The organism is Pseudomonas sp. BF-R-26, from assembly GCF_019947395.1.
GTDB classification, from domain to species: Bacteria; Pseudomonadota; Gammaproteobacteria; order Pseudomonadales; family Pseudomonadaceae; genus Aquipseudomonas; species Aquipseudomonas farris.
This window is the reverse complement of the sequence record NZ_JAGYGK010000018.1, coordinates 58,268-84,180: the sequence shown is the minus strand read 5'-3', so window position 1 is coordinate 84,180 and position 25,913 is coordinate 58,268. Positions and strand designations below refer to the sequence as shown.

Annotated in this window: 18 protein-coding genes; 10 read left to right on the top strand and 8 right to left on the bottom strand. The window is 58.2% G+C overall.

The features are described 5' to 3' along the window. Positions 1-322 precede the first annotated feature (322 nt). Complete coding sequence (locus KGB18_RS24740) at positions 323-1,618, bottom strand: OprD family porin (protein WP_123719207.1); 1,296 nt, start codon at positions 1,616-1,618, stop codon at positions 323-325. A gap of 281 nt (positions 1,619-1,899) precedes the next feature. On the opposite strand from KGB18_RS24740, the gene KGB18_RS24735 reads away from it, so the two are divergent. Continuing rightward, positions 1,900-3,558 (top strand): MFS transporter, encoded by a 1,659-nt coding sequence (locus KGB18_RS24735; protein WP_123719208.1) that lies wholly within the window; start codon positions 1,900-1,902, stop codon positions 3,556-3,558. Then, positions 3,555-4,691, top strand: coding sequence for an HlyD family secretion protein (locus KGB18_RS24730; RefSeq protein ID WP_223570644.1), 1,137 nt, complete (start codon positions 3,555-3,557; stop codon positions 4,689-4,691). Before KGB18_RS24735 ends, KGB18_RS24730 begins: the two co-directional genes overlap by 4 nt. Before the next feature lie 157 nt (positions 4,692-4,848). Here KGB18_RS24730 and copD read toward each other — a convergent pair whose 3' ends face one another. Both copD and copC read right to left on the bottom strand, forming a co-directional pair. Continuing rightward, positions 4,849-5,709, bottom strand: a complete 861-nt coding sequence (gene copD / locus KGB18_RS24725; RefSeq protein ID WP_223570643.1) for a copper homeostasis membrane protein CopD — start codon at positions 5,707-5,709, stop codon at positions 4,849-4,851. 3 nt (positions 5,710-5,712) lie between these two features. Next, positions 5,713-6,078 (bottom strand): copper homeostasis periplasmic binding protein CopC, encoded by a 366-nt coding sequence (copC, locus tag KGB18_RS24720; RefSeq protein WP_201060259.1) that lies wholly within the window; start codon positions 6,076-6,078, stop codon positions 5,713-5,715. Between the two features lie 139 nt (positions 6,079-6,217). Between copC and KGB18_RS24715 the strand changes: the two genes are divergently transcribed. Further along, on the top strand, positions 6,218-6,838 hold the full coding sequence (locus tag KGB18_RS24715) for a TetR/AcrR family transcriptional regulator (protein ID WP_007899508.1): 621 nt from the start codon (positions 6,218-6,220) through the stop codon (positions 6,836-6,838). A 140-nt stretch (positions 6,839-6,978) separates the two neighbouring features. On the opposite strand, the gene preA is transcribed toward KGB18_RS24715, so the two are convergent. From preA to hydA, 3 genes are all read right to left on the bottom strand, one after another. After that, on the bottom strand, positions 6,979-8,253 hold the full coding sequence (gene preA, locus KGB18_RS24710) for an NAD-dependent dihydropyrimidine dehydrogenase subunit PreA (protein ID WP_223570642.1): 1,275 nt from the start codon (positions 8,251-8,253) through the stop codon (positions 6,979-6,981). Continuing rightward, the gene (locus KGB18_RS24705) at positions 8,254-9,621 is read right to left on the bottom strand and encodes an NAD(P)-dependent oxidoreductase (protein WP_123719227.1); all 1,368 of its coding nucleotides are present in this window, start codon (positions 9,619-9,621) and stop codon (positions 8,254-8,256) included. A 162-nt stretch (positions 9,622-9,783) separates the two neighbouring features. Beyond that, positions 9,784-11,223, bottom strand: coding sequence for a dihydropyrimidinase (hydA, locus tag KGB18_RS24700; RefSeq protein ID WP_123719212.1), 1,440 nt, complete (start codon positions 11,221-11,223; stop codon positions 9,784-9,786). Between the two features lie 621 nt (positions 11,224-11,844). Between hydA and KGB18_RS24695 the strand changes: the two genes are divergently transcribed. Both KGB18_RS24695 and KGB18_RS24690 read left to right on the top strand, forming a co-directional pair. Continuing rightward, positions 11,845-13,329: an NCS1 family nucleobase:cation symporter-1 gene (locus KGB18_RS24695; RefSeq protein WP_123719213.1), complete on the top strand. Its 1,485-nt coding sequence runs from the start codon at positions 11,845-11,847 to the stop codon at positions 13,327-13,329. Between the two features lie 129 nt (positions 13,330-13,458). Then, positions 13,459-14,742, top strand: coding sequence for a Zn-dependent hydrolase (locus tag KGB18_RS24690; RefSeq protein WP_223570641.1), 1,284 nt, complete (start codon positions 13,459-13,461; stop codon positions 14,740-14,742). Between the two features lie 41 nt (positions 14,743-14,783). Here KGB18_RS24690 and KGB18_RS24685 read toward each other — a convergent pair whose 3' ends face one another. Next, entirely contained in the window at positions 14,784-15,197 is a 414-nt protein-coding gene (locus KGB18_RS24685; protein ID WP_123719216.1) for a DUF6691 family protein, read from the bottom strand. A 2-nt stretch (positions 15,198-15,199) separates the two neighbouring features. After that, positions 15,200-15,634 carry a YeeE/YedE family protein gene (locus KGB18_RS24680; protein ID WP_201060262.1) on the bottom strand — a complete coding sequence of 145 codons (435 nt, stop codon included), beginning with the start codon at positions 15,632-15,634 and terminating at the stop codon, positions 15,200-15,202. 141 nt (positions 15,635-15,775) lie between these two features. Between KGB18_RS24680 and KGB18_RS24675 the strand changes: the two genes are divergently transcribed. The 5 genes from KGB18_RS24675 (at position 15,776) to KGB18_RS24655 (ending at position 25,682) form a co-directional block, all read left to right on the top strand. Beyond that, the gene (locus KGB18_RS24675) at positions 15,776-16,210 is read left to right on the top strand and encodes a carboxymuconolactone decarboxylase family protein (protein ID WP_056741746.1); all 435 of its coding nucleotides are present in this window, start codon (positions 15,776-15,778) and stop codon (positions 16,208-16,210) included. Positions 16,211-16,213: 3 nt separating this feature from the next. Next, on the top strand, positions 16,214-17,107 hold the full coding sequence (gene sigJ / locus KGB18_RS24670) for an RNA polymerase sigma factor SigJ (protein ID WP_223570640.1): 894 nt from the start codon (positions 16,214-16,216) through the stop codon (positions 17,105-17,107). Positions 17,108-17,583: 476 nt separating this feature from the next. Then, positions 17,584-23,439, top strand: coding sequence for a DUF3320 domain-containing protein (locus tag KGB18_RS24665; RefSeq protein WP_123719219.1), 5,856 nt, complete (start codon positions 17,584-17,586; stop codon positions 23,437-23,439). 304 nt (positions 23,440-23,743) lie between these two features. Continuing rightward, positions 23,744-25,240 carry a helix-turn-helix transcriptional regulator gene (locus KGB18_RS24660; protein WP_223570639.1) on the top strand — a complete coding sequence of 499 codons (1,497 nt, stop codon included), beginning with the start codon at positions 23,744-23,746 and terminating at the stop codon, positions 25,238-25,240. 193 nt (positions 25,241-25,433) lie between these two features. Next, a complete protein-coding gene (locus KGB18_RS24655; RefSeq protein WP_223570638.1) occupies positions 25,434-25,682 on the top strand; it encodes a DUF1652 domain-containing protein in 249 nt (82 codons plus the stop codon). Positions 25,683-25,913 lie beyond the last annotated feature (231 nt).

Genomic DNA, 25,913 nt, shown 5'->3' with positions numbered 1-25,913 from the left:
CATGTTCATCCGATGAGTGCACTGAACCTGTGGCCAGAGAGCAAGCCCCAATGCCAGTCAGTTCAGTAATTTCAACCGCGACACTCTTTTGTAGCAGCTGGCGAAGCCTGCGTTCGGCTGCGCAGCAGCCGTAAAATCAGGCACTGCGGTCCGTCAGACACACCGTGCATTCAGGGTTTGCGACTGCTTCGCAGCCGAACGCAGCCTCGCGAGCTCGACAGCTGCTACAGCCGAACGCAGCCTCGCGAGCTCGACAGCAGCTACAGCCGAACGCAGCCTCGCGAGCTCGACAGCTGATACATCTGAACGCAGGCTTCGCGCCTTACAACAACGAAATCGGGTAGCTGATAAAGATGCGGTTCTCATCAAATTCGTTGGTGCTGAAATCGCGGCGGATGGTCGCGTTGCGCCATTTGACGTTGAGGCTCTTCAGCGCGCCGCTTTGCACGGTGTAGGCCAGTTCCGATTCGCGGCCCCATTCCTTGCCGTCGGTGATCGCTCCGGTGTGCACGTTATCGCCGCTGATGTAGCGGTTCATCAGCGTCAGGCCGGGGATGCCGAGGGCGACGAAGTTGTAGTCGTGGCGCACCTGCCAGGAGCGTTCCTTGGCGTTGTCATAGCTGGCGTTGTAGCTGTCGTTGGCCAGCGTGCCGCCGCTGGTGCCGTTGACGCGCATCCAGGCGTTGTCGCCGGTGAGTTTTTGCAGGCCGACATAGAAGGTGTTGCCGCCGTATTTGGCCGAGAGCAGGGCGAACGCGGTTTTGTTGTCGAGGTCGCCGGCCAGCGCGCTGCCATCTTCCTTGCCGATGAAGTAACCGAGGTTGGCCCCCAGGGTCCAATCGCCCATGGGCTGGCTGTGGCTCAGGTTGAAATACTGCTGCTGATAAATGTCGCTGAGTTCCGCGTACCAGACGCCGACCTGCGTACGCTTTTCATTGAACGCATACTCGCCGCCGCCGAAGTTGAAGCGGTCGGAGGTAAACGCGCCTCTGCCGTTCATCGACATGTCTTCCATGCTCGCATCATTACGCGGGCTGTTGCCGCGGAACTGCCCGCCATAGAGCGTCAGGCCGCTGAGCTCGGTAGAGGTGACCTGGCCGCCGCGAAAGGTTTGCGGCAGAGAACGACCATCATCGGAGCGCAGGATCGGCAGCACCGGCATCCATTCGCCGACCTTCAATTCGGTTTTCGAGACCTTGGCTTTCAGCGCCACACCCAGACGACCGAAATTGTCCGCGGGGCGACCGTCATCATGGATCGGCAGCAATTGTGTGCCGCCCGTGCCCTTACCGCCGTCGAGCTTCTGCGAGTACATACCAAGCACATCCACGCCGAAACCGATGGGGCCTTGGGTGAAGCCGGATTTAGCGTCGAGGATGAAGTTTTGCGTCCACTCTTCAGCCTTGCCCTGGGCATTGTTCGGGTTGGTGAAGTTGCGATTGATGTAGGCGTTACGCAGGTTCAGCGTGGCCTTGGCGTCATCGACGAAACCTTCGGCCTGGCTGGTCATGGGCAGGACGAAGGCCAGGCTGCTGCAACCGATCAGGCTGAGAGTATGGCGACGGGCGAAGGTGGGGCGAGGGGTGCTGGTGAAGGAATTGCGGGCGAGTCTGCTCACAGTAACGCTCCCTGACTTTTGTTGTTTTTATTTTTTGTCATACGTCGTCGTACAACATTGGCGGCGATTATTTGCGAGGCTTTGCAGGAATGTCAATCACAAGTTGTACGATCACATCGTCCACCTTGTGGGAGCGAGCCTGCTCGCGATAGCGGTCTGACATTCAACATTGAAATCAGCTGACAATCCGTCATCGCGAGCAGGCTCGCTCCCACAGGGGTTTTGTGTTTCGGCTGAGATTTTCCGGCAAACTGACGACTATTCCGAAACAAGGCCATTGAATGGATCACTACACCCCGCGCGACTGGCAGCCTCATGAGCGCCCCAGCCTGCCCGGTTCGCCTTCAACGCCGTTGCACTCCAACACCAAGCGGCTGGCCTACGCGCTGGTGGGTTTGCTGGTGGCATTGACCGGTGGCCTCGGCAACTCGCTGGTGATCGCCAACCTGCCTTACCTGCAAGGCGCGTTAGGGGCGACCACCGCCGAGATGGCCTGGTTGCCGGCGGCCTATGTGATGACCAATGTGTCGATGAACCTGCTGCTGGTGAAGTTTCGTCAGCAGTTCGGCTTGCGGGCGTTCACCGAAGTGTTCCTGATGCTCTATGCGCTGGTGACCTTCGGCCATTTGTTCGTCAACGACCTGAATTCGGCGATTGCCGTGCGCGCGGCCCACGGCATGGTCGGCGCGGCACTGACTTCGCTGGGTCTGTATTACATGATCCAGGCCTTCCCGGCGAAGTGGCGGATGAAGGCGCTGGTATTGGGTCTCGGGACCTCGCAACTGGCGTTGCCGATGGCGCGGTTGTTTTCCGAAGACCTGCTGCAAATCGCCGAATGGCGCGGCTTGTATCTGTTCGAACTGGGCATGGCGCTGTTGTCCCTGGGCTGCGTATTCCTGCTGAAACTGCCACCGGGTGATCGCTTCAAGACCTTCGAAAAACTCGACTTCCTGACCTTCGCCATCCTCGCCAGCGGCGTGGCTTTGCTTTGCGCGGTGCTGTCCTTGGGGCGGATCGACTGGTGGCTCGAAGCGCAGTGGATCGGCGTGGCCTCGGCGGCCTCGATCGTATTGATCCTCACGGGCCTGGCCATCGAGCACAACCGCAGCAACCCGATGCTGATGACCCGCTGGCTCGGCAGCGGGGCGATGATTCGCCTGGCCCTGGCGGTGATCCTGATTCGCATGGTGACGTCGGAGCAATCCACCGGCGCGGTGGGGTTCATGCAGGCGCTGAACATGAGCAGTCAGCAGCTGCACAGTCTGTATGTGGTGATGTTGATCGGCAGTATCGCCGGGCTGGCCACCAGCGCCCTGACCATCGATCCCAAACACCTGATCATGCCGCTGAACATCTCTCTCGCGCTGATGGCGGTCGGTTCGGTGATGGACAGTTATTCGAACAACCTGACCCGCCCGGAAAACCTGTATTTCAGCCAGTTCCTGCTGGCCTTCGGCGGGACGTTTTTCCTCGGGCCGACCATGCTTTACGGTATGCGCAACGTGCTGACCAGCCCGCGTAACCTGGTAAGTTTCTCGGTGCTGTTCGGTATCTGCCAGAACCTCGGCGGGTTGATCGGCGCGGCATTACTTGGGACGTTCCAGATCGTGCGCGAGAAGTTTCACTCCAGCCACATCGTCGAGCAGCTGACCCTGCTCGATCCGCGAGTGGCGGCGCGGGTACAGAGCGGTGGCAACGCGGTCGGCTCGGTGATCGCCGACCCGAGCCTGCGCAACCTGCAGGGCATTCGCAGCCTGGCCACGGCGGCCACCCGCGAGGCCAATGTTCTAGCCTATAACGATGTGTTCATGCTGATTGCCGTGATCGCGGTGCTGACCATGATCTGGATTTCCATTCGCGCCCTGTGGCTGATGAGCACTACCGTCACCCCGGCGCCTGCCACTCCAACCGTAAAAAACAGCGGTGCCACTTCTTCATGACCGAACCGACCACGACCACCAACGCCATCGCCGCCACCCCGGAAGACCAGGCGCCGCCGTCCTCGCCGGCCACCGCACCGCGTTCGCTGCGGGTGCGGATCATCTCGTCCCTGGGCTTTGCGGCGATTGCCATCGTCGGCGTGCTGATCGTGTTATACGCCTGGCAACTGCCGCCGTTCAGCAGCGCGGTCGAGACCACGGAAAACGCGCTGGTGCGGGGCCAGGTGACGATCATCGGCCCGCAGCTCAGCGGTTACGTGTACGAAGTGCCGGTGCAGGATTTTCAGTTTGTGAAGGCCGGGGATTTGCTGGTGCGCCTCGACGACCGCATCTACAAGCAGCGCCTCGATCAATCCCTGGCGCAATTGGCGGTGGAGAAAGCCGCGCTGGCCAACGTGGTGCAGCAACGCAACAGCGCCGAAGCGACCATCAAGTTGCGTCAGGCCGCGGTCGCCGACGCCCAGGCACAGTTGCGCAAAAGTGAAGCGGATTTGCGCCGTAACAAAGAGCTGGTCAGCGATGGCTCGGTGTCGAAACGCGAACTGGACGTGACCCTGGCCGCCAATGCGCAGACCATTGCCGCCGTGGCGCAGGCCCAGGCCAATCTGGAAATCTCCCGGCAGGATCTGCAAACGGTGATCGTCAATCGCGGCTCCCTGGAAGCCGCGGTGGCCAACGCTGAAGCGGCGGTGCAACTGGCACGGATCGACCTGTCGAACACCCGCGTAGTGGCGCCGCTCGATGGGCAACTCGGGCAGATCGGCGTGCGCCTCGGCGCCTACGTTAACTCCGGGGCGCAGCTGATGGCGCTGGTGCCGAATCAGCTGTGGGTAATCGCCAACATGAAGGAAACCCAGATGGACAACGTGCGGGTTGGCCAGCCGGTGAGCTTCACGGTCGATGCGCTGAGCCATCGTCAATTCCACGGACGGGTACAGCGGATTTCACCGGCCACAGGGTCCGAGTTCAGCTTGCTCCAGGCCGACAACGCCACCGGCAACTTCGTCAAGATCGCCCAGCGGGTGCCGGTGCGGATCACCGTCGATGCCGATCAGGAACAGAGCGAGCGGTTGCGACCGGGGATGTCGGTGGTGGTGAGTATTGATACCGCTGCCGCGATCACCCCTGATTAACACGGTCTTTGTAGGAGCGACCTGTGGCGAGGGGGCTTGCCCCCGTTGGGCTGCGAAGCAGCCCCAAAATGTCTGTTGTAGCAAAAATCTTGTGAGCGCTACGCACTCAAACGGGGGCAAGCCCCCTCGCCACAGGGCTCCCACATTGGATTTGTGTTCAGGCGGTAATCATTGGCGGCATGGTGCCCAGTAGCGAAACCGCTGCCACCGCGCCAATCCCCAGCAACCACTCCAGCATGACGCTGGCACGCAACTGTCCCAGGCGCTGCTGGCAATCCTTGACCCGCAGCCAATTGAACAGCGCCAACCCCAGCATCCCGATCACCAGCACAACCTTGATCAACAGGATCAGCGCAAACCCGGACAGCAATGGCGTCGGCCAGAACATGCCGGTCAATACCCGCACGTTGATCAGCCCGGTCATCACCAGTCCCGCCACCAAGGCGTAACCGATCCCGCTGAAGCGTTGCAATATCGCGCTCAAGGGATGATTGGCCGGTTGGCGCAAGATCATCACCAGCAACATCAAGCCACCAAGCCACGCACCGACGCAGGCCAGGTGAATAATCTGGTTGAGGATCAGCAATTGGCCTTGCAGGCCATCGAGCATGGCGCCATGACCGACCGGGGCAAGCGTCGCCAGCAGCAGGCTGGAAAGGCTGATGCGCCAAGGGGTACTGGAACGCCAGGGCGTCAGCAGCAGGGCCATGAGCAACAGATTGAGCAGCAGATGCCAACGCCAGACCTGCCCGAAAAAGGTATTGCTCAGCACCAGGCCTAGCGTCGCCGGATCGAATGCCGCATCCGCGGAGCCGGCCATACTGGCGGTGATCAGCAGCAACCAGCCGACGCCACTGATTAACGCTATAGCGGCAAGCCAGCGGGTCACTCGCGCCAGAGACGGATCCAGCCACACGGTTTCACGGCCCAACAGCAGAGGCCTGAACACCCAGGCTCCGAACAGCATCAGCACCACGGTGAAATGCAGAAAGCGGCACAGCACCAGCGCATCGGTCATGAATTACTGACCGACCTTGAAACGGTAGGCGCCTTCACTTTTATGGGTGTCGGCCGACACGGCGTGCCATTCGACTTTGTAATCGCCAGCGGCCAACGGCGCGGCGGGGGTGACGATCAGGGTTTTCTTGTCGCTGCCTTCGGTGGCGAGGCTTTTTACCGGGATGTCGGCGCCGTCTTTGCTGATCGTCACTTTGGTGAACGTCGCTTCAACCCCTTCGGAAAACTTCAGGCGCAGTTCCGACGGCGCGCTGACGGTGCTGTCGGCCGCCGGGGTCTGGCTTTTCAGGTGCGCGTGGGCAAACACCGAGGAGGCGGCGAGCAGCGAGCCGAGAAGGGCGGTGGTGGTCAGGGCGTTCTTGAGCAGCATCGTGAAGACCTCGGAGGCAGGTTCAAAGAGGCGGCCAGTTTACCCGCCTCAAGACCACCGTACGAAGTTTCGTTTTCCCCTGTCGCCCCGATCCAGAGCGGATGCTAGTCTTGACCAACGCTGTTGTCAGGGAGCCCTCATGGGCAATCACAAGATCGAGATTCGTCGCAGTAACGTCGAAAAAATTCTGCTGGGGGCCGAAAAAGTCTTCGCCGAAAAAGGTTTCGGCAGCACCGCCATGGCCGACATCGCCGCCGAAGTGCAACTGCCGCGCTCCAACCTGCATTACTACTTCAGCACTAAGAGCGAGCTATACAGCGCGGTGCTGCTGGGTTTGCTGGAGGTCTGGAAGCAGGATGCCCTGTGCTTCGAGATGTTCGACGACCCGCGAGTGGTGCTCAGCAGCTACATCCGCGCCAAGATGAACCATTCCCGCAGCCGGCCATACGGTTCGAAAGTCTGGGCCAACGAAATCATCCACGGCGCGCCGACACTGGGTGAGAAACTGGATGCGAGCCTGTACGACTGGGCCAAGATGAAAGAAGCGAAAATTCGCCAGTGGGTGGAGGACAAACGCATCCTGCCGGTGGAGCCTTCCAGCCTGCTGTACATGATCTGGGCCTCGACCCAGCATTACGCCGACTTTGATCACCAGGTGAATATTCTTAACGATCACCAGCCGCTGTCGGACATGCAGTTCGAGCGGGCGGTGCAGACGGTGACGAGTGTGATATTGCGTGGGATTGGGTTGGAGCCTTGAGGTCTTCGTTGTTGCGGCTGACCTCATCGCGGGTAAGCCCGCCTCCACAGGGGTCTCGGTGTACACAGAATTTGCGTACGACATAAATCACTGTGGGAGCGGGCTTGCCCGCGATGGCTTCCGTTCAGGCGCCGCAGGGCTTAAAGGGCAACATGATACGGATTCCTCGGATCATGGTTCCAATCCAGAAACGGCTTGCCGGTCTCCACCGGCACCATCTCGATGCAATCCTGCACCGGGCACGTGATCTGGCACAGATTGCACCCCACGCACTCATCATCGATCACTTCATATTTATGCGTCCCGTCCGCCTGTTTAAGGCTCGCAATCGCCTGGTGCGAGGTGTCTTCGCAAGCGATGTGGCAGCGACCGCAACCGATGCACGCCTCCTGATCAATCTTCGCAATCACCTGATAGTTGATGTCCAGGTACTTCCAGTCCGTGGTATTGCCCACCGCACGCCCGGAAAACTCTGACACGCTGGCGTAGCCCTGACTGTCCATCCAGCGTGACAAACCGTCCTTCATCTCTTCGACAATCCGGAAACCATGCAGCATCGCCGCCGTGCACACCTGAACCGCGCCGCTGCCCAGTGCAATGAATTCCGCCGCATCGCGCCAACTGCCAATCCCGCCAATGCCACAGATCGGCAAGCCCTGGGTCTGCGGATCGCGGGCGATCTCGGCGACCATGTTCAGCGCAATCGGCTTCACCGCCGAACCGCAATAACCACCATGGGTGCTTTGGCTGCCGACGGCGGGATTGGCGACCATGCGCTCCAGATTGACGCTGGTGATCGAGTTGATGGTGTTGATCAGCGACACCGCATCAGCCCCGCCCCGGTAAGCGGCACGGGCGGCGACGCGGATGTCGGTGATGTTCGGCGTGAGCTTGACGATCACCGGCAGCGAGCAATACGTCTTGCACCAGCGAGTGACCTGTTCGACGTATTCCGGCACCTGGCCGACCGCCGCGCCCATGCCTCGTTCCGGCATGCCGTGGGGGCAGCCGAAATTCAGTTCAATGCCATCGGCCCCGGTGGCTTCCACCAGCGGCAGGATGTTTTTCCACGACTCTTCGACGCAAGGCACCATCAGCGACACGATCAGCGCGCGGTCCGGCCAGTCCTTTTTGACCTGGGTGATTTCCCGCAGGTTAATTTCCAGTGAACGGTCGGTGATCAGTTCGATGTTGTTAAAACCAAGCACTTCTCGATTAGCCCCGAAGTGCGCCGAGTAACGCGACGACACGTTGACCGCCGCCGGGTCCTCACCCAGGGTTTTCCAGACCACGCCACCCCAGCCAGCCTCGAACGCACGAACCACGTTGTAGGCTTTGTCGGTCGGCGGCGCGGAAGCGAGCCAGAACGGATTGGGGGCCTTGATGCCGGCGAAAACAATCGAGAGATCGGCCATTTACGCAGCCTCCACGTTGAGCATGAGTTGAGCGTTGATGGCCTCGGCGGCCAGCTTGCCGTGCTGCACGGCCTGCACGGTGAGGTCCTGATCGAGGCTGGTGCAATCGCCGCCGGCATACACGCCGGGAATGCTGGTACGTAGCTGTTCGTCGACGAGGATGCGGTCGCCCTGACGCTTGAGTTCACGGGCCAGCGGATCGGCGAGGGCGCTGCCGTCGAAAGCCTGGCCGATGGCTTTGAAGATCGCGTCGGCGGCCAGTTCAAAGGTTTCACCAGTGGTTTGCAGGCGACCTTCCTCCAACCGGGTGCAGGCGAAGCGCATGCCGCGCACGTTGCCCTTATCGTCGAGCAGCACTTCTTGCGGTTGCGCCCAGGTCAACAGCCGCACCTGATTGGCCTTGGCGATGTCTTGTTCGTGACCGGTGGCGCCCATGTCCTCGACGCCACGGCGGTACACCAGATTCACGTCGCGAGCGCCGAGGCGAGCCATTTGCACGGCCATGTCGATGGCAGTGTTGCCGGCACCGAGCACAATGCAGTGCTCGGCCAGCGGCAGTTGTGTCAGGTCATCGGTCTGGCGCAGTTCGCGGATGTAATCGGTCGCGGCGAGCAGGCCGGGGGCATCCTCGTGGGCCAGTCCCAGCTGTTTGCTGGCGGCCAGGCCGAGACCGAGGAACACCGCATCGAATTGCTGATGCAGTTCACTGAGGGTCAGATTGTCGCCGAGTTTCTGCCCGTGGCGAATCTCGATCCCGCCAATCCCCATCAGGAATTCAAGCTCCTTCTGCGCGTAATCGTCCACCAGTTTGTACTTGGCGATCCCGTATTCGTTGAGGCCCCCAGCCTTTTCCCGCGCCTCGAAAATCACCACGTCGTGGCCGTGCATCGCGCTGCGGTGCGCGCAGGACAAACCGGCCGGGCCGGCACCGACCACAGCAATGCGCTTGCCGGTTGCGGCGGCGCGTTGGAACGGGTGTTCGCTGAAGTGTGCGTTGTCCACGGCATAGCGTTGCAACAGGCCGATCAGCACCGGCGCGCATTCCTGGGCGTTGTTGCGCACGCAGGCCTGCTGGCACAGGATCTCCGTGGGGCAGACCCGGGCGCAACTGCCGCCGAGGATGTTCGCCGAGAGGATTTTCTGCGCGGCGCCCTGAACGTTTTCCTGATGGATATTGCGGATGAACGAGGGAATGTCGATGTCGCTCGGACAGGCATTCACGCATGGCGCGTCGTAGCAATACAGACAGCGCGAGGCTTCCAGATGCGCCTGACGGTCGTTGAGTGGCGGCGCCAGATCGGTGAAATGGCCGGCGAGGGCGGCCGCGTCCTCATGGGGATGCGGGAGGTGGTTCAGGGTCTTGATCACGGTGTTGGCCTCACGGTTATTTGAGGTATTGCCTCTGGTGGGCATTGGTTTGTTGTTGCCTGACCGGGCCTCATCGCGGGCAAGCCCGCTCCCACAGGGTTTTGTGAACACTGAAGATCCCTGTGGGAGCCGGGCTTGCCCGCGATAGGCCGAAGGCCGCTCTTAGCGTTTCACAGCAACCGGCTTGTGCAACTCAGCCCGCTTGCTCAGCAAATCAAACACCGCCGGATACGCTGGCCGTTCGACATACCGACCGGCACCACGCTCGGCCCGCAAATCACCATCGGCCCATACCACTCGGCCCTGGCTGACGGTGTGGCTCGGCACGCCGCGCACGGTCTTGCCTTCAAAGATGTTGAAGTCGACCTGCTGGTGATGGGTTTTGGCTGAAATCGTCCGCGTGCCTTCCGGATCCCACAGCACCAGATCGGCATCGGCGCCCACACGGATCGCACCCTTGCGCGGATAGAGGTTGAAGATCTTCGCGGTGTTGGTGGAGGTGAGGGCAACGAAGTGCTGCATCGACAAGCGCCCGGTGTTCACCCCTTCATCCCAGAGCACCGCCATGCGGTCTTCGATACCGGCAGTGCCGTTGGGGATCTTGCTGAAGTCGTCACGCCCGGCGGCTTTTTGCTCGGCGCAGAAGCAGCAATGGTCGGTGGCGGTGGTGTGCAGGTTGCCCGATTGCAGGCCATGCCAAAGGGCTTCCTGATGGCCGCGAGGACGGAAGGGCGGGCTCATCACGTAACCGGCGGCGGTTTGCCAGTCCGGGTGTTGGTAAACGCTGTCGTCCAGCAACAGATGCCCGGCCAGCACTTCGCCGTAGACCTGTTGGCCCTTGCTGCGGGCATAGGTGATTTCGTCGAGGGCTTCCTTGGTCGAGACGTGCACCAGATACAACGGCGTGCCCAACGTTTCAGCAATGCGGATCGCCCGGCTCGCAGCTTCACCTTCCACCTGCGAAGGTCGCGACAGCGGGTGCGCTTCCGGCCCGGTCATGCCCTGGGCCATCAACTTGCGTTGCAGGTGATAGACCAGCTCGCCGTTTTCCGCATGCACGGTCGGCACCGCGCCCAATTCCAGGCAACGTTCGAAACTCGCCACCAGCGTATCGTCGGCAGCCATGATCGCGTTCTTGTAGGCCATGAAATGCTTGAAGCTGTTGACCCCGTGGTGGCTGACCAACTCAGCCATTTCTTCGCGGACCTGCTCGCTCCACCAAGTGATAGCGACGTGGAAACCGTAGTCCGACGCCGACTTCTCGGCCCAGCCGCGCCATTGATGAAATGCCTCCATCAACGATTGCTGCGGGTTGGGAATTACGAAGTCGATGATCGAGGTGGTGCCGCCGGCAAGCCCCGCCGCGGTGCCGCTGAAGAAGTCTTCGCTGGCCACCGTGCCCATGAAGGGCAGCTGCATATGAGTGTGCGGGTCGATGCCGCCGGGCATCAGGTATTGGCCGCTGCCGTCGAGCACTTCGGCATCGGCGGGAACATCGAGGTTTTCACCGATGGCTTTGATCACGCCCTCGGCGCAATACACGTCGGCGCGATAACTTTCATCGTGGGTAATAACGGTGGCGCCACGGATCAACAGAGACATTCCGAGTTCCTCGCAGGCATTGACCGACTGATGCCGGTTCTAAATGTTTTATATGAAGCAGACGCCAATCGGTGTATTCCTGTCAGCGCTGTCAAGAATAGACGCTAGCTGCAGTTTGTCGATTGAGCAAGAATATTTTTTATAAGCTTATTACTGTTTTAACTAATTGATAAATAACGATTAAAGCTGAAAATCACCAAAATGGTGAGGCCTCTCACCATTTTGACGCACTTGACAGGTTCCAAAAATAGACGAGATTTTCTATGTGAAATCAGCCGCTTGAGGATGGTCTATGGTTGATGCGCAATCTTTCAAAAAAGATCGACGCACCAGATTGAGTCCTGACTGTTCGGACAACTTGCCTGACATTCGGTCTGAGTGGCATGGCAACTCACCGCGGATTCAATAGTTGGATAAATAAAGCTGATCAATATCAGTTGGTTAGCGAAATTTTATGGCACGGCCCGATGCGTAAGCGGGGCACCCGGCACGTTTATTGATGCCGCCGCTGACACCTTGGCCGGTCCGTAAAAGTTGTCAGTTTCTCCGGCCATCGTCCGGCTAGCGCACTCGCGCCAGCCCCTGATGAGCAAAAATAATCAAAAGAACAGTGGAGCGGCCATGCAACAGATAAGATCGCAAGTGACCGAGCGCGACGGCTTGTTTGAGCTCGAAGCCGGCAGCGACGTCCTCGACAGTCCCCGTTACAACCACGACATGGCACCGACCAAGGTGCATGAACGAACCTGGAACAAATGGCACATCACCGCGCTGTGGGTAGGCATGGCGATCTGCGTACCGACCTACACCCTCGGCGGCGTGCTCACCGCTTATTTCGGCCTGACCGTCGGCGAAGCGCTGCTGGCGATTCTGTTCGCCAACATCATCGTACTGATCCCGCTGACCCTGAACGCCTTCCCCGGTACCAAGTACGGCATCCCATTCCCGGTGTTGCTGCGCTCGTCCTTCGGCATCCTCGGTTCGAACATTCCATGTTTGATCCGTGCCCTGGTGGCGTGCGGCTGGTTCGGCATCCAGACCATGTTCGGCGGGCTGGCGATTCACCTGTTTCTCGGGTCGGTGTTCGATGGCTGGAAAGCCCTCGGCGGCACCGGTGAAGTGATCGGCTTCATGGTGTTCTGGGCCTTGAACCTGTGGGTGGTGATTCGCGGCGCGGACTCGATCAAATGGCTGGAAACCCTCTCGGCACCCTTGTTGGTGCTGGTGGGCGTGGGGCTGCTGGTGTGGGCGATGCCGAACGTATCGATGAGCGAATTGATGGCGATCCCGGCCAAGCGTCCGGAAGGGGCCAGCGTGGTCAGTTACTTTGCCGCCGGACTGACCGCCATGGTCGGGTTCTGGGCCACCTTGTCGCTGAACATTCCGGACTTCAGTCGCTACGCGAAAAGCCAGAAGGATCAGATCATCGGGCAAATTATCGGCTTGCCCCTGACCATGTTCCTGTTCGCCTCCCTCGGCGTGGTGATGACGGCCGCTTCGGTAAAACTGGTGGGCGTCACTGTCTCTGATCCAGTCACGTTGATCGGCCATATCCAGAGCCCGGTCTGGGTCGCACTGGCCATGGCGCTGATCATCATTGCCACGTTGTCGACCAACACTGCGGCCAACATTGTGTCGCCGACCAACGACTTCCAGAACGTCGCGCCCAAGATCATCAACCGCACCAAAGCGGTGATCCTCACGGGGCTGGTCGGATTGGCGCTGATGGCCCATGAACTGTTGAAGAAGCTGGGGCTGATCGTCTCGGATTTGAGCCTGGAGACGGTGTATTCCAACTGGTTGCTGGGCTATTCCAGTCTGCTGGGCCCGATCGCCGGGATCATGGTGGTGGACTATTTCCTGATCAAGAAACAGCAACTGGATCTGGCCGGACTTTACCGCGATGACGTTTACCCGGCGTGGAACTGGTTCGGCTTTATCGCGTTCGGCGTGCCGGTGGCATTGACGCTGCTGTCGCTGGGCAGCGATGCGTTCAGCTGGTTTTACAGCTACGGCTGGTTCACCGGCTCGGCCCTTGGTGGGCTGATTTATTACGGGTTGAGTGTGATGCGGCCGAGTCCTACTGCTGTGAAATCGGCTGTTTGATCGTTCCCACGCTCTGCGTGGGAATGTAGCCCGGGACGCTCCGCGTCCCAGAAGCGGACGCAGAGCGTCCATGGATGAGTTCCCACGCAGAGCGTGGGAACTATCAGAAGTAAAACTGAGGAGATCACCATGAACGCTGCCATAGACGTTCTGCAGTCCACCCATCAGCACATCAACCGCGACCGTCTGTGGCAGTCGCTCATGGACCTGGCCAAACTCGGTGCCACGGTCAAGGGCGGCGTTTGCCGACTGGCCCTGACCGACCTCGACCGCCAGGCCCGGGACATCTTCGTGAACTGGTGCGAGGAAGCCGGCTGCAGCGTCAGCATCGACGCTGTCGGCAACATCTTCGCCCGCCGTCCGGGGCGCAACCCGAACCTGCCGCCGGTGATGACCGGCAGCCACATCGACACTCAACCCACCGGCGGCAAGTTCGACGGTTGCTTCGGCGTGCTGGCCGGGGTCGAAGTCTTGCGCACCCTCAATGACCTGGGCGTGGAAACCGAAGCGCCGCTGGAAGTGGTGGTCTGGACCAACGAAGAAGGCTCGCGCTTCGCCCCGTGCATGATGGGCTCCGGCGTGTTCGCGGAAAAATTCACCCTCGAAGAAACCCTGGCCAAAGTCGATGCCGAGGGCGTGACCGTCGGCGAAGCCCTGAACGCCATTGGCTATGCCGGGCCGCGCAAAGTCAGCGGCCACGCCGTCGGTGCGTATTTCGAGGCGCACATCGAGCAAGGCCCGATTCTTGAGGACGAACGCAAAACCATCGGCGTGGTCATGGGCGCCCTCGGGCAGAAATGGTTCGACCTGAAACTGCGCGGCGTCGAAGCCCACGCCGGCCCGACACCGATGCACTTGCGCAAGGACGCTCTGGTCGGCGCCTCAGTGATCGTCGGCGCGGTCAATCGCGCCGCCCTCGGCCATCAACCCCACGCCTGCGGCACCGTCGGCTGCCTGCAAGCCTACCCCGGCTCGCGCAACGTGATTCCCGGCGAAGTGCGTATGACCCTGGATTTCCGTCATCTGGAACCGGCGCGACTCGATTCAATGATCGCCGAAGTTCGCGAAGTCATCGAAACTACCTGCGAGGAACACGGCCTGACCTTCGAACTGACCCCCACCGCCGACTTCCCGCCGTTGTACTTCGACAAGGGTTGCGTCGAAGCAGTACGCGGCGCCGCTCAAGGGTTGGGTTTATCGCACATGGACATCGTAAGCGGGGCAGGGCACGACGCAATCTTCCTCGCCGAACTCGGCCCGGCCGGGATGATCTTCGTGCCCTGCGAAGGAGGCATCAGCCACAACGAAATCGAAAACGCCGCGCCAGATGATCTGGCTGCCGGGTGTGCGGTGTTGTTGCGGGCGATGCTGGCGGCTTCGGATGCGATTGCCAGTGGCAAGCAAGCGGCTTGAGGCATCGGTTGTTCGATAGCCTCAGTCTGTTGGCGGGATGCTCAACGGCGGGTTTGCAACGCTTTGAACATCAGCATCCCCGCCAGCATGGCGATGGCGAACACCCAGGCCTGCCAGTGGCCCGTCGGTAGCAACACCAGCGCCGGGCCAGGACAGATGCCGGCAATGCCCCAACCGACTCCGAAAAGCAGGCTGCCACCGATCAGGCGCCGATCCAGTTCATGGCTGATCGGCAACTGCATAGGCGCCCCCAGCAGGGACGTCGGTTGTTTCATGGCCCAATGAAACGGCCCCCAGGCCACGGCAATGGCTCCGATCATGACCAGCGCCAGGGAGGGATCCCACACACCGGTAATGTCCAGAAAACCCAGCACTTTGGCCGGGTTTGCCATGCCGGCCAGCAACAGGCCGATGCCGAACAGCAGGCCAGCGAGGAACGCGGTCAGTTTGCGCATGTTCAATACCCCAGCAGATGGCGCAGGACGAACACCGTCACGAAGCCGGCGAACATGAAGCTTAAGGTGGCGGCAATGGAGCGCGATGACAGGCGCGAGATACCGCACACGCCGTGGCCACTGGTGCAGCCGGACCCGTAACGAGTGCCGACACCGACGCATAATCCGGCGACGATCAGGCCCACGGTGCCGGTTTTGAATTCGATGGCCGGCCACACATGAAACAGTGCCCACAACAATGGCGCCGCCAATAGTCCGAGCAGGAACAGGGCTTTTTCGCTACGCCCCGAATCATGACGCTCAAGTAGGCTGCCTAACAGCCCGCTGATTCCGGCGACCCGTCCGTTGGCCACCACCATGACGCTGGCGGCCAGACCGATCAGCACACCTCCAGCCAAAGCGGACCACGGGGTGAAGTGAAGCGAATCAAGCATCATGGCAACTCTCCAGACGGGCAAGGAGCGGCACTAGACCACTCTTTTTTGTTTGAGCATAGGGATGCTTTTGGGTACCCACGTCACAAACCCGAATCCTCAATCGTCATCCTGTTGAACCCCTCAAATTAGCGGAGCAACACGATGTCGTCCAACACCCAACCAGTCAATCTGCTGCAGTCTATCCCTCAGGTTTTCGAAAGCCTGACCCAAGTCCATGTCACCCTCGACAGCCATGACCTGGACCCGACCCTCAAACACCTGCTGCACCTGCGTGCCTCGCAGATTAACCAATGCGGTTTCTGCGTGAAGATGCACACCCGCGAGGCGCGTGAGGCCAATGAAACCAACGAACGCCTGGACCGCCTGATCGTCTGGCGCCATGTTAGCGATTTCAGCGCCTCGGAACGCGCGGCGCTGGCCTGGACCGAAGCCCTGACCGTGCTCGATGAAAAGACCGACTACGCCAGCCTGCGCGGCGACTTGCGCGAGCACTTCAACGATGCTCAGATCGGTGCCTTGACGGCCGAGATCGGCATGATCAACCTGTGGAACCGTTTGCAGGTGTCGAGGCACTGATTGATGAACTCCGCTGAAAACGCCACCGCTGTATTCGAGCCGCGCCGGCCCTTTTTGCTCGGTCTGGCCTATCGCATTCTCGGCTCGCGCACCGAAGCCGAGGATGTGGTGCAAGAGCTGTTCATCAAATGGCTGGAGGCCGACCGGGCCTCCATTGCCACGCCGGCCGCCTGGCTCACCACCGCTTGCACCCGGCACTGCATCGACCTGTTGCGCTCGGCGCACAAGTCACGGGTCGATTACATCGGCACCTGGTTGCCAGAGCCGATTCACACCACCCATCAGCATTCACCCGAACACATGCATGAACTGGCCTCGTCATTGTCCACCGCGTTCCTGCTCTTGCTGGAACGGCTAACCCCCAAGGAACGCGCCGCGTACCTGCTCTACGAAATTTTCGACATGGATTACGCGCAAGCGGCCGAGGCGATCGGGGTCCAGGAAGCGGCTTGCCGCAAATTGGTATCCCGGGCCAAGACCGGTCTGGGTAGCGGGCAAATCCGCTATCAGCCGGAAGCCGCGCGTCAGGATCAGTTGCTGAACGCCTTCCACAGCGCCATCGCCAGCGGCTCAACCGCATCCCTGACCGCGCTGCTGGCCGAAGACGTCGAACTCTGCGCCGACGGCGGCGGCAAGGCCTCGGCCATCCGCGAAACCCTGTTTGGCATCAACAGCGTGCTGGATTTCATCGGTCAGTCGCTGCATGCCTACTGGCAGACGTACGAATGGCTGCCCACGGAAATCAACGGTGCTCAAGGCGTGATCATCAAAGCCGACGGCGAACTCGTCGCGTCGCTGAGTTTTGCTTTTGACGAAGCAGGGCGGGTGAACCGGATTTTCATCATGCGTAATCCGGATAAGTTGGTGGGGTTGGAGGATTTGTTGGATGTGCAGTAACTAAGTGCGGGATCGTTGCCACCACACAAAGCGGTCCCGTTTATTTTGATCAGAGCTCCTGATATTTCGGGCCGCAATTATCGAAAAATCCTGTTGCCATGGAGCGTTTCTACACGCGCCCTATGAGACTACAAGAAACGGCCTGCGGGCCGTTTTTTGTTGGCTGGCGAAAAACTTCGGCCGGATGCTACTTCTGTGGCGAGGGGGCTTGCCCCCGTTCGACTGCGAAGCAGTCGCCTGAGGGAGAGTGCGTACTGGGTTGATGACTTCACTTTTAACTGGCCAAGGGGCCTACACTTGCGAGCTTTCAGCGTTGATTCTTACGATAAATGCGCAGCCTTAAGAGTAGGAGCTTTCGCAACTACACATATAGTAAAAAAAGCAGTTTCAAAATCCATGCATGTCGGTGAGTATGCCCACTATTTGTGCCTGTCTTTCAAAATCGCGTCGTCGAGTTCACCACGGAGAAATGGTTTATGACCATCAAGATCGAGGGAGTGATCGCCAATAAAATTGGCTTTGCTTCCCACCAGAATGCTGTGCCAGTCCTAAGGGAGCTGATGGTACACAATGACGGTGATGCAGATTACAACGATCTTGAGCTGGAGCTTGTGGCGGATCCTCCCTTCCTCGAAGGCAAGACGTGGCGGCTTGACCGGTTAAGCAAAGATTCGACGCTGCATATTTCAGAGCGCAATTTGACGCTGAATGCTGGTTATCTTGCAGCCCTTGCGGAAAGCCTGACTGCAACGTTGGTTCTGCGCCTCCGCTGCAAAGCAGAAATTCTCTACAGCCAGTCGTTCCCGATTGAGCTTCTAGCAAAAAACGAATGGGGCGGCGTGAACTCCATGCCGGAGTTGCTTCCTGCGTTTTCCATGCCCAATGATCCGGCCGTTGATCGGATACTTAAGTCTGCTTCGGATGTTTTACGTCGCGCTGGTAAACCAGATGGCATCAACGGATACGAAAGCAAATCCAGAACCAGAACGTGGGAACTGGCTTCCGCGATATGGTCGGCAGTCTGTGGTCTGAGATTAAGTTATGCATTACCACCCGCAAGCTTTGAAACCCAAGGGCAAAAGGTCCGAACACCAGGGCTTATTCTGGAGGGTGGTGTCGCAACCTGCTTGGACACCGCATTGCTTTTTTCGGCAGCACTAGAACAGGCGGGGCTCAATGCTCTCTTGATACTGACCAAAGGCCACGCTTTTGTTGGTGTTTGGCTTCAACCACAAGAATTTTCCCAGCTCATTACCGACGAAGCTTCTGCTGTACGAAAGCGTATTGACCTGAAAGAAGCCCTCGTATTTGAAACCACCCTTGCTACGCGGTTTCCTGTGCCGAGTTTCAGTCAGGCAGTAAGTACAGCAGAGCGGCAAATTAATGATGAAGATTTCATCATGGCCATTGATATACACCGGGCGCGTATGCAACGCATCCGACCTTTGGCAACGTCGATCTCTGGGCCAAAATCGGAAACTGTTCAAGATTCGGAAGCAACTCTAGAGGCGTTGGAAATTGCGCCTTCGCTACCTGGTTTCGACATTGAAATTCTTACCGAAACCGATTCTCCGGCTGGGAAGCTAACCTTGTGGCAGCGAAAGCTTCTGGACCTGACTACTAGAAACCGCCTCTTGCACCTGCCTGATAGCGCAAAGGGCGTTCGCTTGATTTGCCCCGAGCCTGCTGAGTTGGAGGATCAACTGGCCAGTGGTAAACGCATCAGAATTGTTTCGGTACCCGATCTAGAAGCAGGCGGTAGAGACGCCGCTCTTTATGAACAGCAAAATCGTGAAAGCTTGCGCGATGAATATGCACGGAGCGCTCTGTCTCGAGGTGAAGTACTGGCCACGCTGGAGAAAAGCAAACTTGAAGTAGCGCTGATAGAGCTTTATCGCAAAGCCCGGAGCGATCTTGATGAGGGCGGCGCTAACACGCTGTTTCTTGCTCTCGGCTTTCTAAAGTGGAAAAAGTCGGCAGACGATTCGAAGACCTATTCAGCTCCCCTGATTTTGTTACCGGTAAAGCTTGATCGAAAAAGTGCCTTGTCGGGTGTGACGATGACCCTGCTTGAGGATGAACCTCGCTTTAACCTGACATTGCTCGAGTTGCTTCGGCACGATTTCGAGTTGGTGATTCCAGGATTGGAAGGAGAGCTTCCGACCGATGAAAGCGGTATCGATGTAGCAGGTATCTGGAATACTGTCAGGCGTGCGATAAGGGATGTGCCGGGGTTTGAAGTCACTACGGAACTTGTGCTTGGGACTTTTTCCTTTGCAAAATACTTGATGTGGCAGGATCTGGCGGCCCGCTCAGAACAGCTTCTGAAAAGCCCCATGGTCAAGCACTTGCTCGAGAGGAGTGTTGGCGGTGAGGGTTATTCCACCTCAGGTGACTTTCCTCGCCCCAATGAATTGGATAGGAAGGTCAATCCGGCTGATCTTTTTACACCGTTACCGGCAGACTCCTCCCAATTAGCAGCCGTCGTTGCATCGGCCAGTGGTTGTGACTTTGTACTCGACGGACCTCCCGGCACCGGTAAATCTCAAACCATTGCCAATATGATTGCGCACAACCTCGCCTTAGGGCGCAGAGTATTGTTTGTCGCTGAAAAGATGGCTGCTCTGGATGTGGTTTATCGTCGACTTGAAGAAAAAGGGTTGGGCGAGTTCTGCCTTGAGCTCCACTCCAGCAAGACGTCGAAAGTGGAAGTGCTCAAACAACTTGAACGTGCATGGGACGTGCGTGATGCTCTGACAGCAGACGAATGGACAGTTGAAACAGCGAAGCTGCATAAGCTTCGAAATCGACTAAATGAAGTTGTTGAGTTGTTGCATCGCCGTTCGCCCAATGGATTGTCTGTGCATCAGGCTATCGGCCGGGTTGTGCGGGATGGAAATTCCTCGTTACCGCGTCTTGGATGGCCAGAAGGAACAACCCACGACGCGCATACCTATGCTCTGCTGCGCGATATCGCTAGACGTCTTGACCTAAATAGTCAGGCCGCCCGAGAGCTTTCTGTCGGCTTTTCACTTTTGGCCCCTACGGATTGGTCGAACGGGTGGCAGGAGGCGATTGTTGCTGCTGCCAGTGATTTGCCTAGTGCAATAGAACGACTTAAAGCCGCAAGCACCAGTTTGTTGAAGGCAACGGACCTTCCACTTGCGGTCGCACATAGCGAAGATATCGAGCAACTTGCGCAGTTCGTCGCTGTTCTGGTTGATGCACATGGTGTTGATCTTTCATTCGTTTTTACGCTGAATGTGAGCGCGAAGATAAGCGCCGCCAAAAAAGCCATTCAGCTACTAGCTGAATATCGAGAGATTGAACAATCGCTGTCTCTGCGATATGCGCCAGAAGCTTGCCGCACCCTCAACCTTGAACAGCTCAAAAACGACTGGGATGTAGCCAACGGTAAGTTCTGGATACTCGCTTCTTTCGGCAAGAAGAAGGTGGCCAAAAACTTGGCAAGCGTTGGTGGTGCTGCTGGTCTACCAGACGTTGAGTCGGATCTGCTCAAGTTCAACGAAATGCGCAGCTTGCTTATCTCTCTGGAGGGTGTATCTGAAGATTTGAGCTCTGTGCCTGGCTGGAGCGGTCTGTCCAGCAATGTGTCTGCCATGGCCACTGCGTGTGAGTTGGGCGAGCACTTGCGGACGATGATTAGCTCAAGGGCCGAGTCCCCTGAGGACCTGATTGTATTGCGCGGGGCCACTGAAAAGCTTGTCGTTAAAGCCAATGAATTACTGGGTGGAGGAGGGTTCATTGCCTCGGCGCTTCATCAGTTGAAGGATGCACTGGCTTACTTTAATCAAGCAACTAAACGATTCAACGAACTGGGCAACCGTCCATTTGAAGGCAAGCTGACGATTGAGTCCTTGCTAGAAGCCTCTAATGCCATCGTCAGGCAGGAGTCGAAGCTGAAAGCCTGGTGTGATTGGTGCCGGGTTAGAGAGGAGGCAATTGCTTCAGGGCTTCAACCTTTAAGCGATGCACTGGCGGCTAATGCGATACCTGAAGGTGGCACTGTTGATACCTTCGAAACGGCCTACGCTCGTTGGTTTGCAACGGTGACGATTGATGCAGAACCGTTGTTGCGAAACTTTGTTCCCGCGGAGCACGCAAGCGACATTGACGCATTTATTCGCCTTGATGAGGATTTGTCCAAGCTCACAGTGCGATACATACGAGCAAAACTGTGTGGTTTGATCCCGTCAAAAAACGAGATTGGCAAGCAAGGCGGCTTTGGTATTTTGAAACATGAACTGCAAAAATCTCGGCGCCATAAACCAGTACGACAACTGGCAGTCGAGATGGGTGATGCAATGTCCAAGCTTGCCCCTTGTATGCTGATGAGTCCGCTTTCGATTGCGCAATATCTACCGACAGATCTGGCCCTTTTTGACTTGGTCATCTTCGATGAGGCTTCGCAAATTGCCCCATGGGACGCCATCGGCTCCATTGCGAGAGGCAAGCAGGTGGTAATCGCAGGTGATCCTCGGCAGATGCCACCTACTAATTTTTTCAATCGCGCTGCGTCCGCCTCAGAGGATGATACGGCAGAGGATATGGAAAGCATTCTGGATGAGTGTCTCGGCGCGGGCATCCCGAGCCATAGTCTCAGCTGGCACTACCGTAGTCGCCATGAAAGCTTGATTGCGTTTTCCAACCATCGTTATTACGACAGTAACTTGATTACGTTCCCGGCTGCCGAAACACGGGCGAGTGCTGTGGAGTGGCGTCGTGTTGACGGTGTTTATGCGAAGGGTAAAGGCCGGCACAATCAGGCAGAGGCCGAGGCCATCGTTACCGAAACCGTGAAACGCTTGATGGACCCAGTCTTTATCGCTGCGGGTCATACGATCGGGATCATCACGCTTAACAGCGATCAGCAAAGGCTTATTACCGATCTATTGGACAGAGCACGGCAGCAATTTCCGCAGATCGAGCCATTTTTCCAGGATGATATTGCCGAACCTGTAGTCGTAAAAAATCTGGAGACAGTACAAGGTGACGAACGTGATTTGATCATGCTGGGTATTGGGTATGGTCCGACGGAACCTGGTGCTCAGGTTATGTCGATGAACTTCGGCCCCCTGAATAAGGAAGGTGGATGGCGTCGTTTGAATGTCGCGATAACTCGTGCGCGTAGGGAAATGCTAGTCTTTTCGTCTTTTGATTCTTCGATGGTTGACCTGAACCGTACCAATGCACGAGCCGTGCGTGATCTGAAACACTTTATTGAGTTTGCGCAGCGTGGGCCGAGGGCGCTGGCTGAAGCGGTACAGGGGTCAGTGGGTGGCTATGATTCGCCGTTTGAAGAAGCGGTCGCCCAAGGTTTGCGACGTAAGGGCTGGCAAGTGGTGCCGCAGATTGGTGTCTCTCGTTTTCGAATTGATTTGGGGATCGTCCATCCAGATAGACCAGGTGACTATCTTGTCGGTGTCGAATGCGATGGTGCGACCTACCACAGCGCAGCGACAGCCAGAGACCGCGACAAAGTCCGTAGTGCAATTCTCAAAGGGTTGGGCTGGAAGTTGGTTCGACTGTGGTCCACCGAATGGTGGATTGATAAGTCTGGTGCCCTTGATCGCTTGCATGCGTCACTGGAAGCGCTGCTGCAGGAGTCTCGTGCGGTCCCCGCCGCAAGCCTGTCGCCCAACAAAGATCTGCATATTCCTCAATTGTCACTGGTGCAGAACGCTCCAGCAGCAACAGTCGTCGATCAAGTAGAAGAAGTTGTCGACGCACCAGCAATGGAAATGCCAGTCGAGGAGCCGGTAGACCTCAAAATTGCGAGATCCTTTGTGGCGTCGGCCAGCCCTGCAATCAAAGGTGAGTATCGTGTCACTGATTTCACCAGTGTGGGCGACAGGATTAGTGCAGAGGCCTTTTACTCGCCAGAATACGACGCGGTTCTCGCAGATTTGATTGCACATGTATTAGTACACGAAGCTCCAATCCTCGACTCATTACTGGTGCAGCGCGTTGCTCGAGCGCATGGGTTTCAGCGTTCCGGACGCCTGATTCGAGAGCGAGTTCTGGACCTGACAGAGCAGAATCATCACCTGAGAACCGATCCCGTTGACGGTCAATTTGTCTGGCACTCTGAAAATGATGTTGCTGGCTGGAACAGCTATCGGATACCGGTGACTATCGATGACGCCCGGTCTGTAGAAGAGATTGCCGCCGAGGAGTTGCTAACGGTGGCGTCCTTGATCTCAGCAGGTGACAGACCACTTGAAATCGCTAAAGCATTGGGGGTGAGGCGCTTGACCAGCGCTGCGCGGGAGCGAATAGAGCTGGCGATGAAGTCGATGACAGACTTCTAAGTCATCACGGAAGAAACACTCAGCATCAAGGGGAGCGCGAACGTTGCTCCGCCGCCGTGTGGCGAGGGAGCTTGCTCCCGTTCAGCTTCGTAGAGGTCGTTAACCCACTAACGCGCAATACCTGAAACAACGCGGTGACAGGATTTGGGACCGCTTCGCGCTCCAGCGGGAGCAAGCTCCCTCGCCACAAAGGTTGTGTTGGCAATTGGAGGAGGTGGCAGGCTATCTGCACTATCGCAAACGCCGGCGGTCGTAATCTTCACAGGGCCGCGCGTAACTACGCCGCCGCAATCGTGGAGATCCAATGAGCCAGGACGTCCTGACCACCGAAACCAATCGCCGCCAGTTGCAGCAGATCATCGCCGGGCTGTCCGATGGGGTGATTTTGCTGGAGCTCGACCAGACGATCCTCTGGGCCAATGACGCCGCGCTGACTATGCACGGTGTCAGTCGGATTGGTGAGCTGGGGGCTAATGCCAAGGAGTACGCGAAGCGATTTGCCTTGCGCTATCGCAACAATCACCCGGTAGCGACGGAGAATTATCCGATCAGCCGTGTTGCCCGGGGCGAGATGTTCAGTGATGTGCTGGTTGAATTGACGCCAGTCGAAAACGAAGAGCGCACCTGGGTTCACAGCGTGCGCAGCATGGTGCTGGCCGACCACGCCGGCGAGCCGGAGTCGTTGGTGCTGATCATGAACGACGTCACCGAATGGGCCAGCGCCGAGCAGCGTTTCGAAAAGACCTTCAATGCCAACCCGGCCCCGGCGGTGATCTGTCGCCTCAGTGATTTGCGCTTCATCAAAGTCAATCAGGGCTTCCTGGAAATGACCGGCTATGCCCGTGATCAGGTGATCGGCGCCTCGACCTATGAGCTGGATGTGCTGGAGCGCGCCGAAAACAAGGACCTGGCCAAGCAGCGTTTGCGTGACGGGGCAACCATTCCGCAGATGCAGGCCGAACTGCAATTGCCCGACGGTGGCAGCAAACAGGTGATCGTTGCCGGGCAACCGCTGGAGCTCAACGACGAAGCTTGCATGCTGTTTTCCTTCGTCGACATGGAGCTGCGGCACAAGGCCGAAATTGCCCTGCGCCAGAGCGAGGAACGATTCGCCAAAGCCTTTCGCCTCACCCCGGTGCCGATCCTGGTGTGCAGCGCCGACGATCAAGTGGTGATGGACGTCAACGAAGCCTTTCTCGATACCCTCGCGTGCCCCAGTGAAGAGGTGCTCGGCAAGACTGTGGCGCAACTCGGTTTCATCGAGGAGGCGGGCACTCGCACACGACTGTTTGCGGCCCTGGAGAAAACCGGGAGTGTGGATCGGGTCGATGTCAGGGTGCGTCGCAAGGATGCCGGGCTGATCGATTGCGCCGTCTCGGCGGACACCGTGAACATTCAGGATGGTACTTGCTACCTGCTGGTGTTTATGGACATCACGGAGCGCAAACGCACCGAGCTGGAGTTGGTGTCGGCGATTGAAGAGGTGATGAAAGATGCCTCCTGGTTCAGCCGCACGCTGATCGAGAAACTGGCCAATGTGAAGAACGTCAACTCGCCGCAATTGCCCAGTGTGTCGTTTACCGAACTGACCGCCCGGGAGCGCGATGTGCTCGGTCTGATTTGTGAGGGCCTCGCGGACAAGGAAATCGCCGCGCGCCTGAAACTGGCGCCTAATACCGTACGTAATCATGTCTCGACGGTGTATTCCAAGCTCGACGTGCACAGCCGCAGCGAGGCGATTGTATGGGCTCGCGAGCGGGGTCTGTTCTCCAGCGAGAGGCGGCCCAAGGGGCAACGTTAAGATGCAAATGCACTAGGTAGGGTAGTGCAATTTCGTGTTTTGCTCAGGGGCTGGTTTTTCTAGGCTGTGAGGGTGCGATACGTGGCTTTGAGCCGGTATCGCGGTCTCTTCGATGCAGCTAAAGGAACAGCCACATGAGTGCGAACAAATCAGGAATGCGGTCGATTTTTTGCCCTCGCCAAGGTGAATCGGGATGATTTACCTGACGCAATTGCGTACACAACTAGAGCGGAATTTTTCGCCGTTGGCCTGTGAGTGTGCGCTCACGGGGGATAATTCGTTGACGGTGAAGCTTTATCACCCGGTGACGGGGCAGGTGGATCTGGTGGTCAGTGGGTTGAGCATGGCGATGCTCAGGACGCCAGAGGCAATGGCGGCGTTGATTGAAGAGTTGCGATATGAGCTTGAGAGCATTGGCTTGCATCGGTCCAGCGCTTTATAGGTGCTGGCTTTTCTCCCGCAGATGTACCCCGATCCATTGTGGGAGCGGGCTTGCTCGCGAAGACGACCTTATAGCCTATAAATTTCCCGCTGATGTACACCCTTCAAACTGTGGGAGCGAGCCTGCTCGCGATGGCTATTTGTCAGGCAACCGGGATTTTCGGTGGTGTACATATCCATTTCTGCGGTAATGGCTGCTTATGGTTCCGCCCGCTGTTTTTCTGGCATTGGC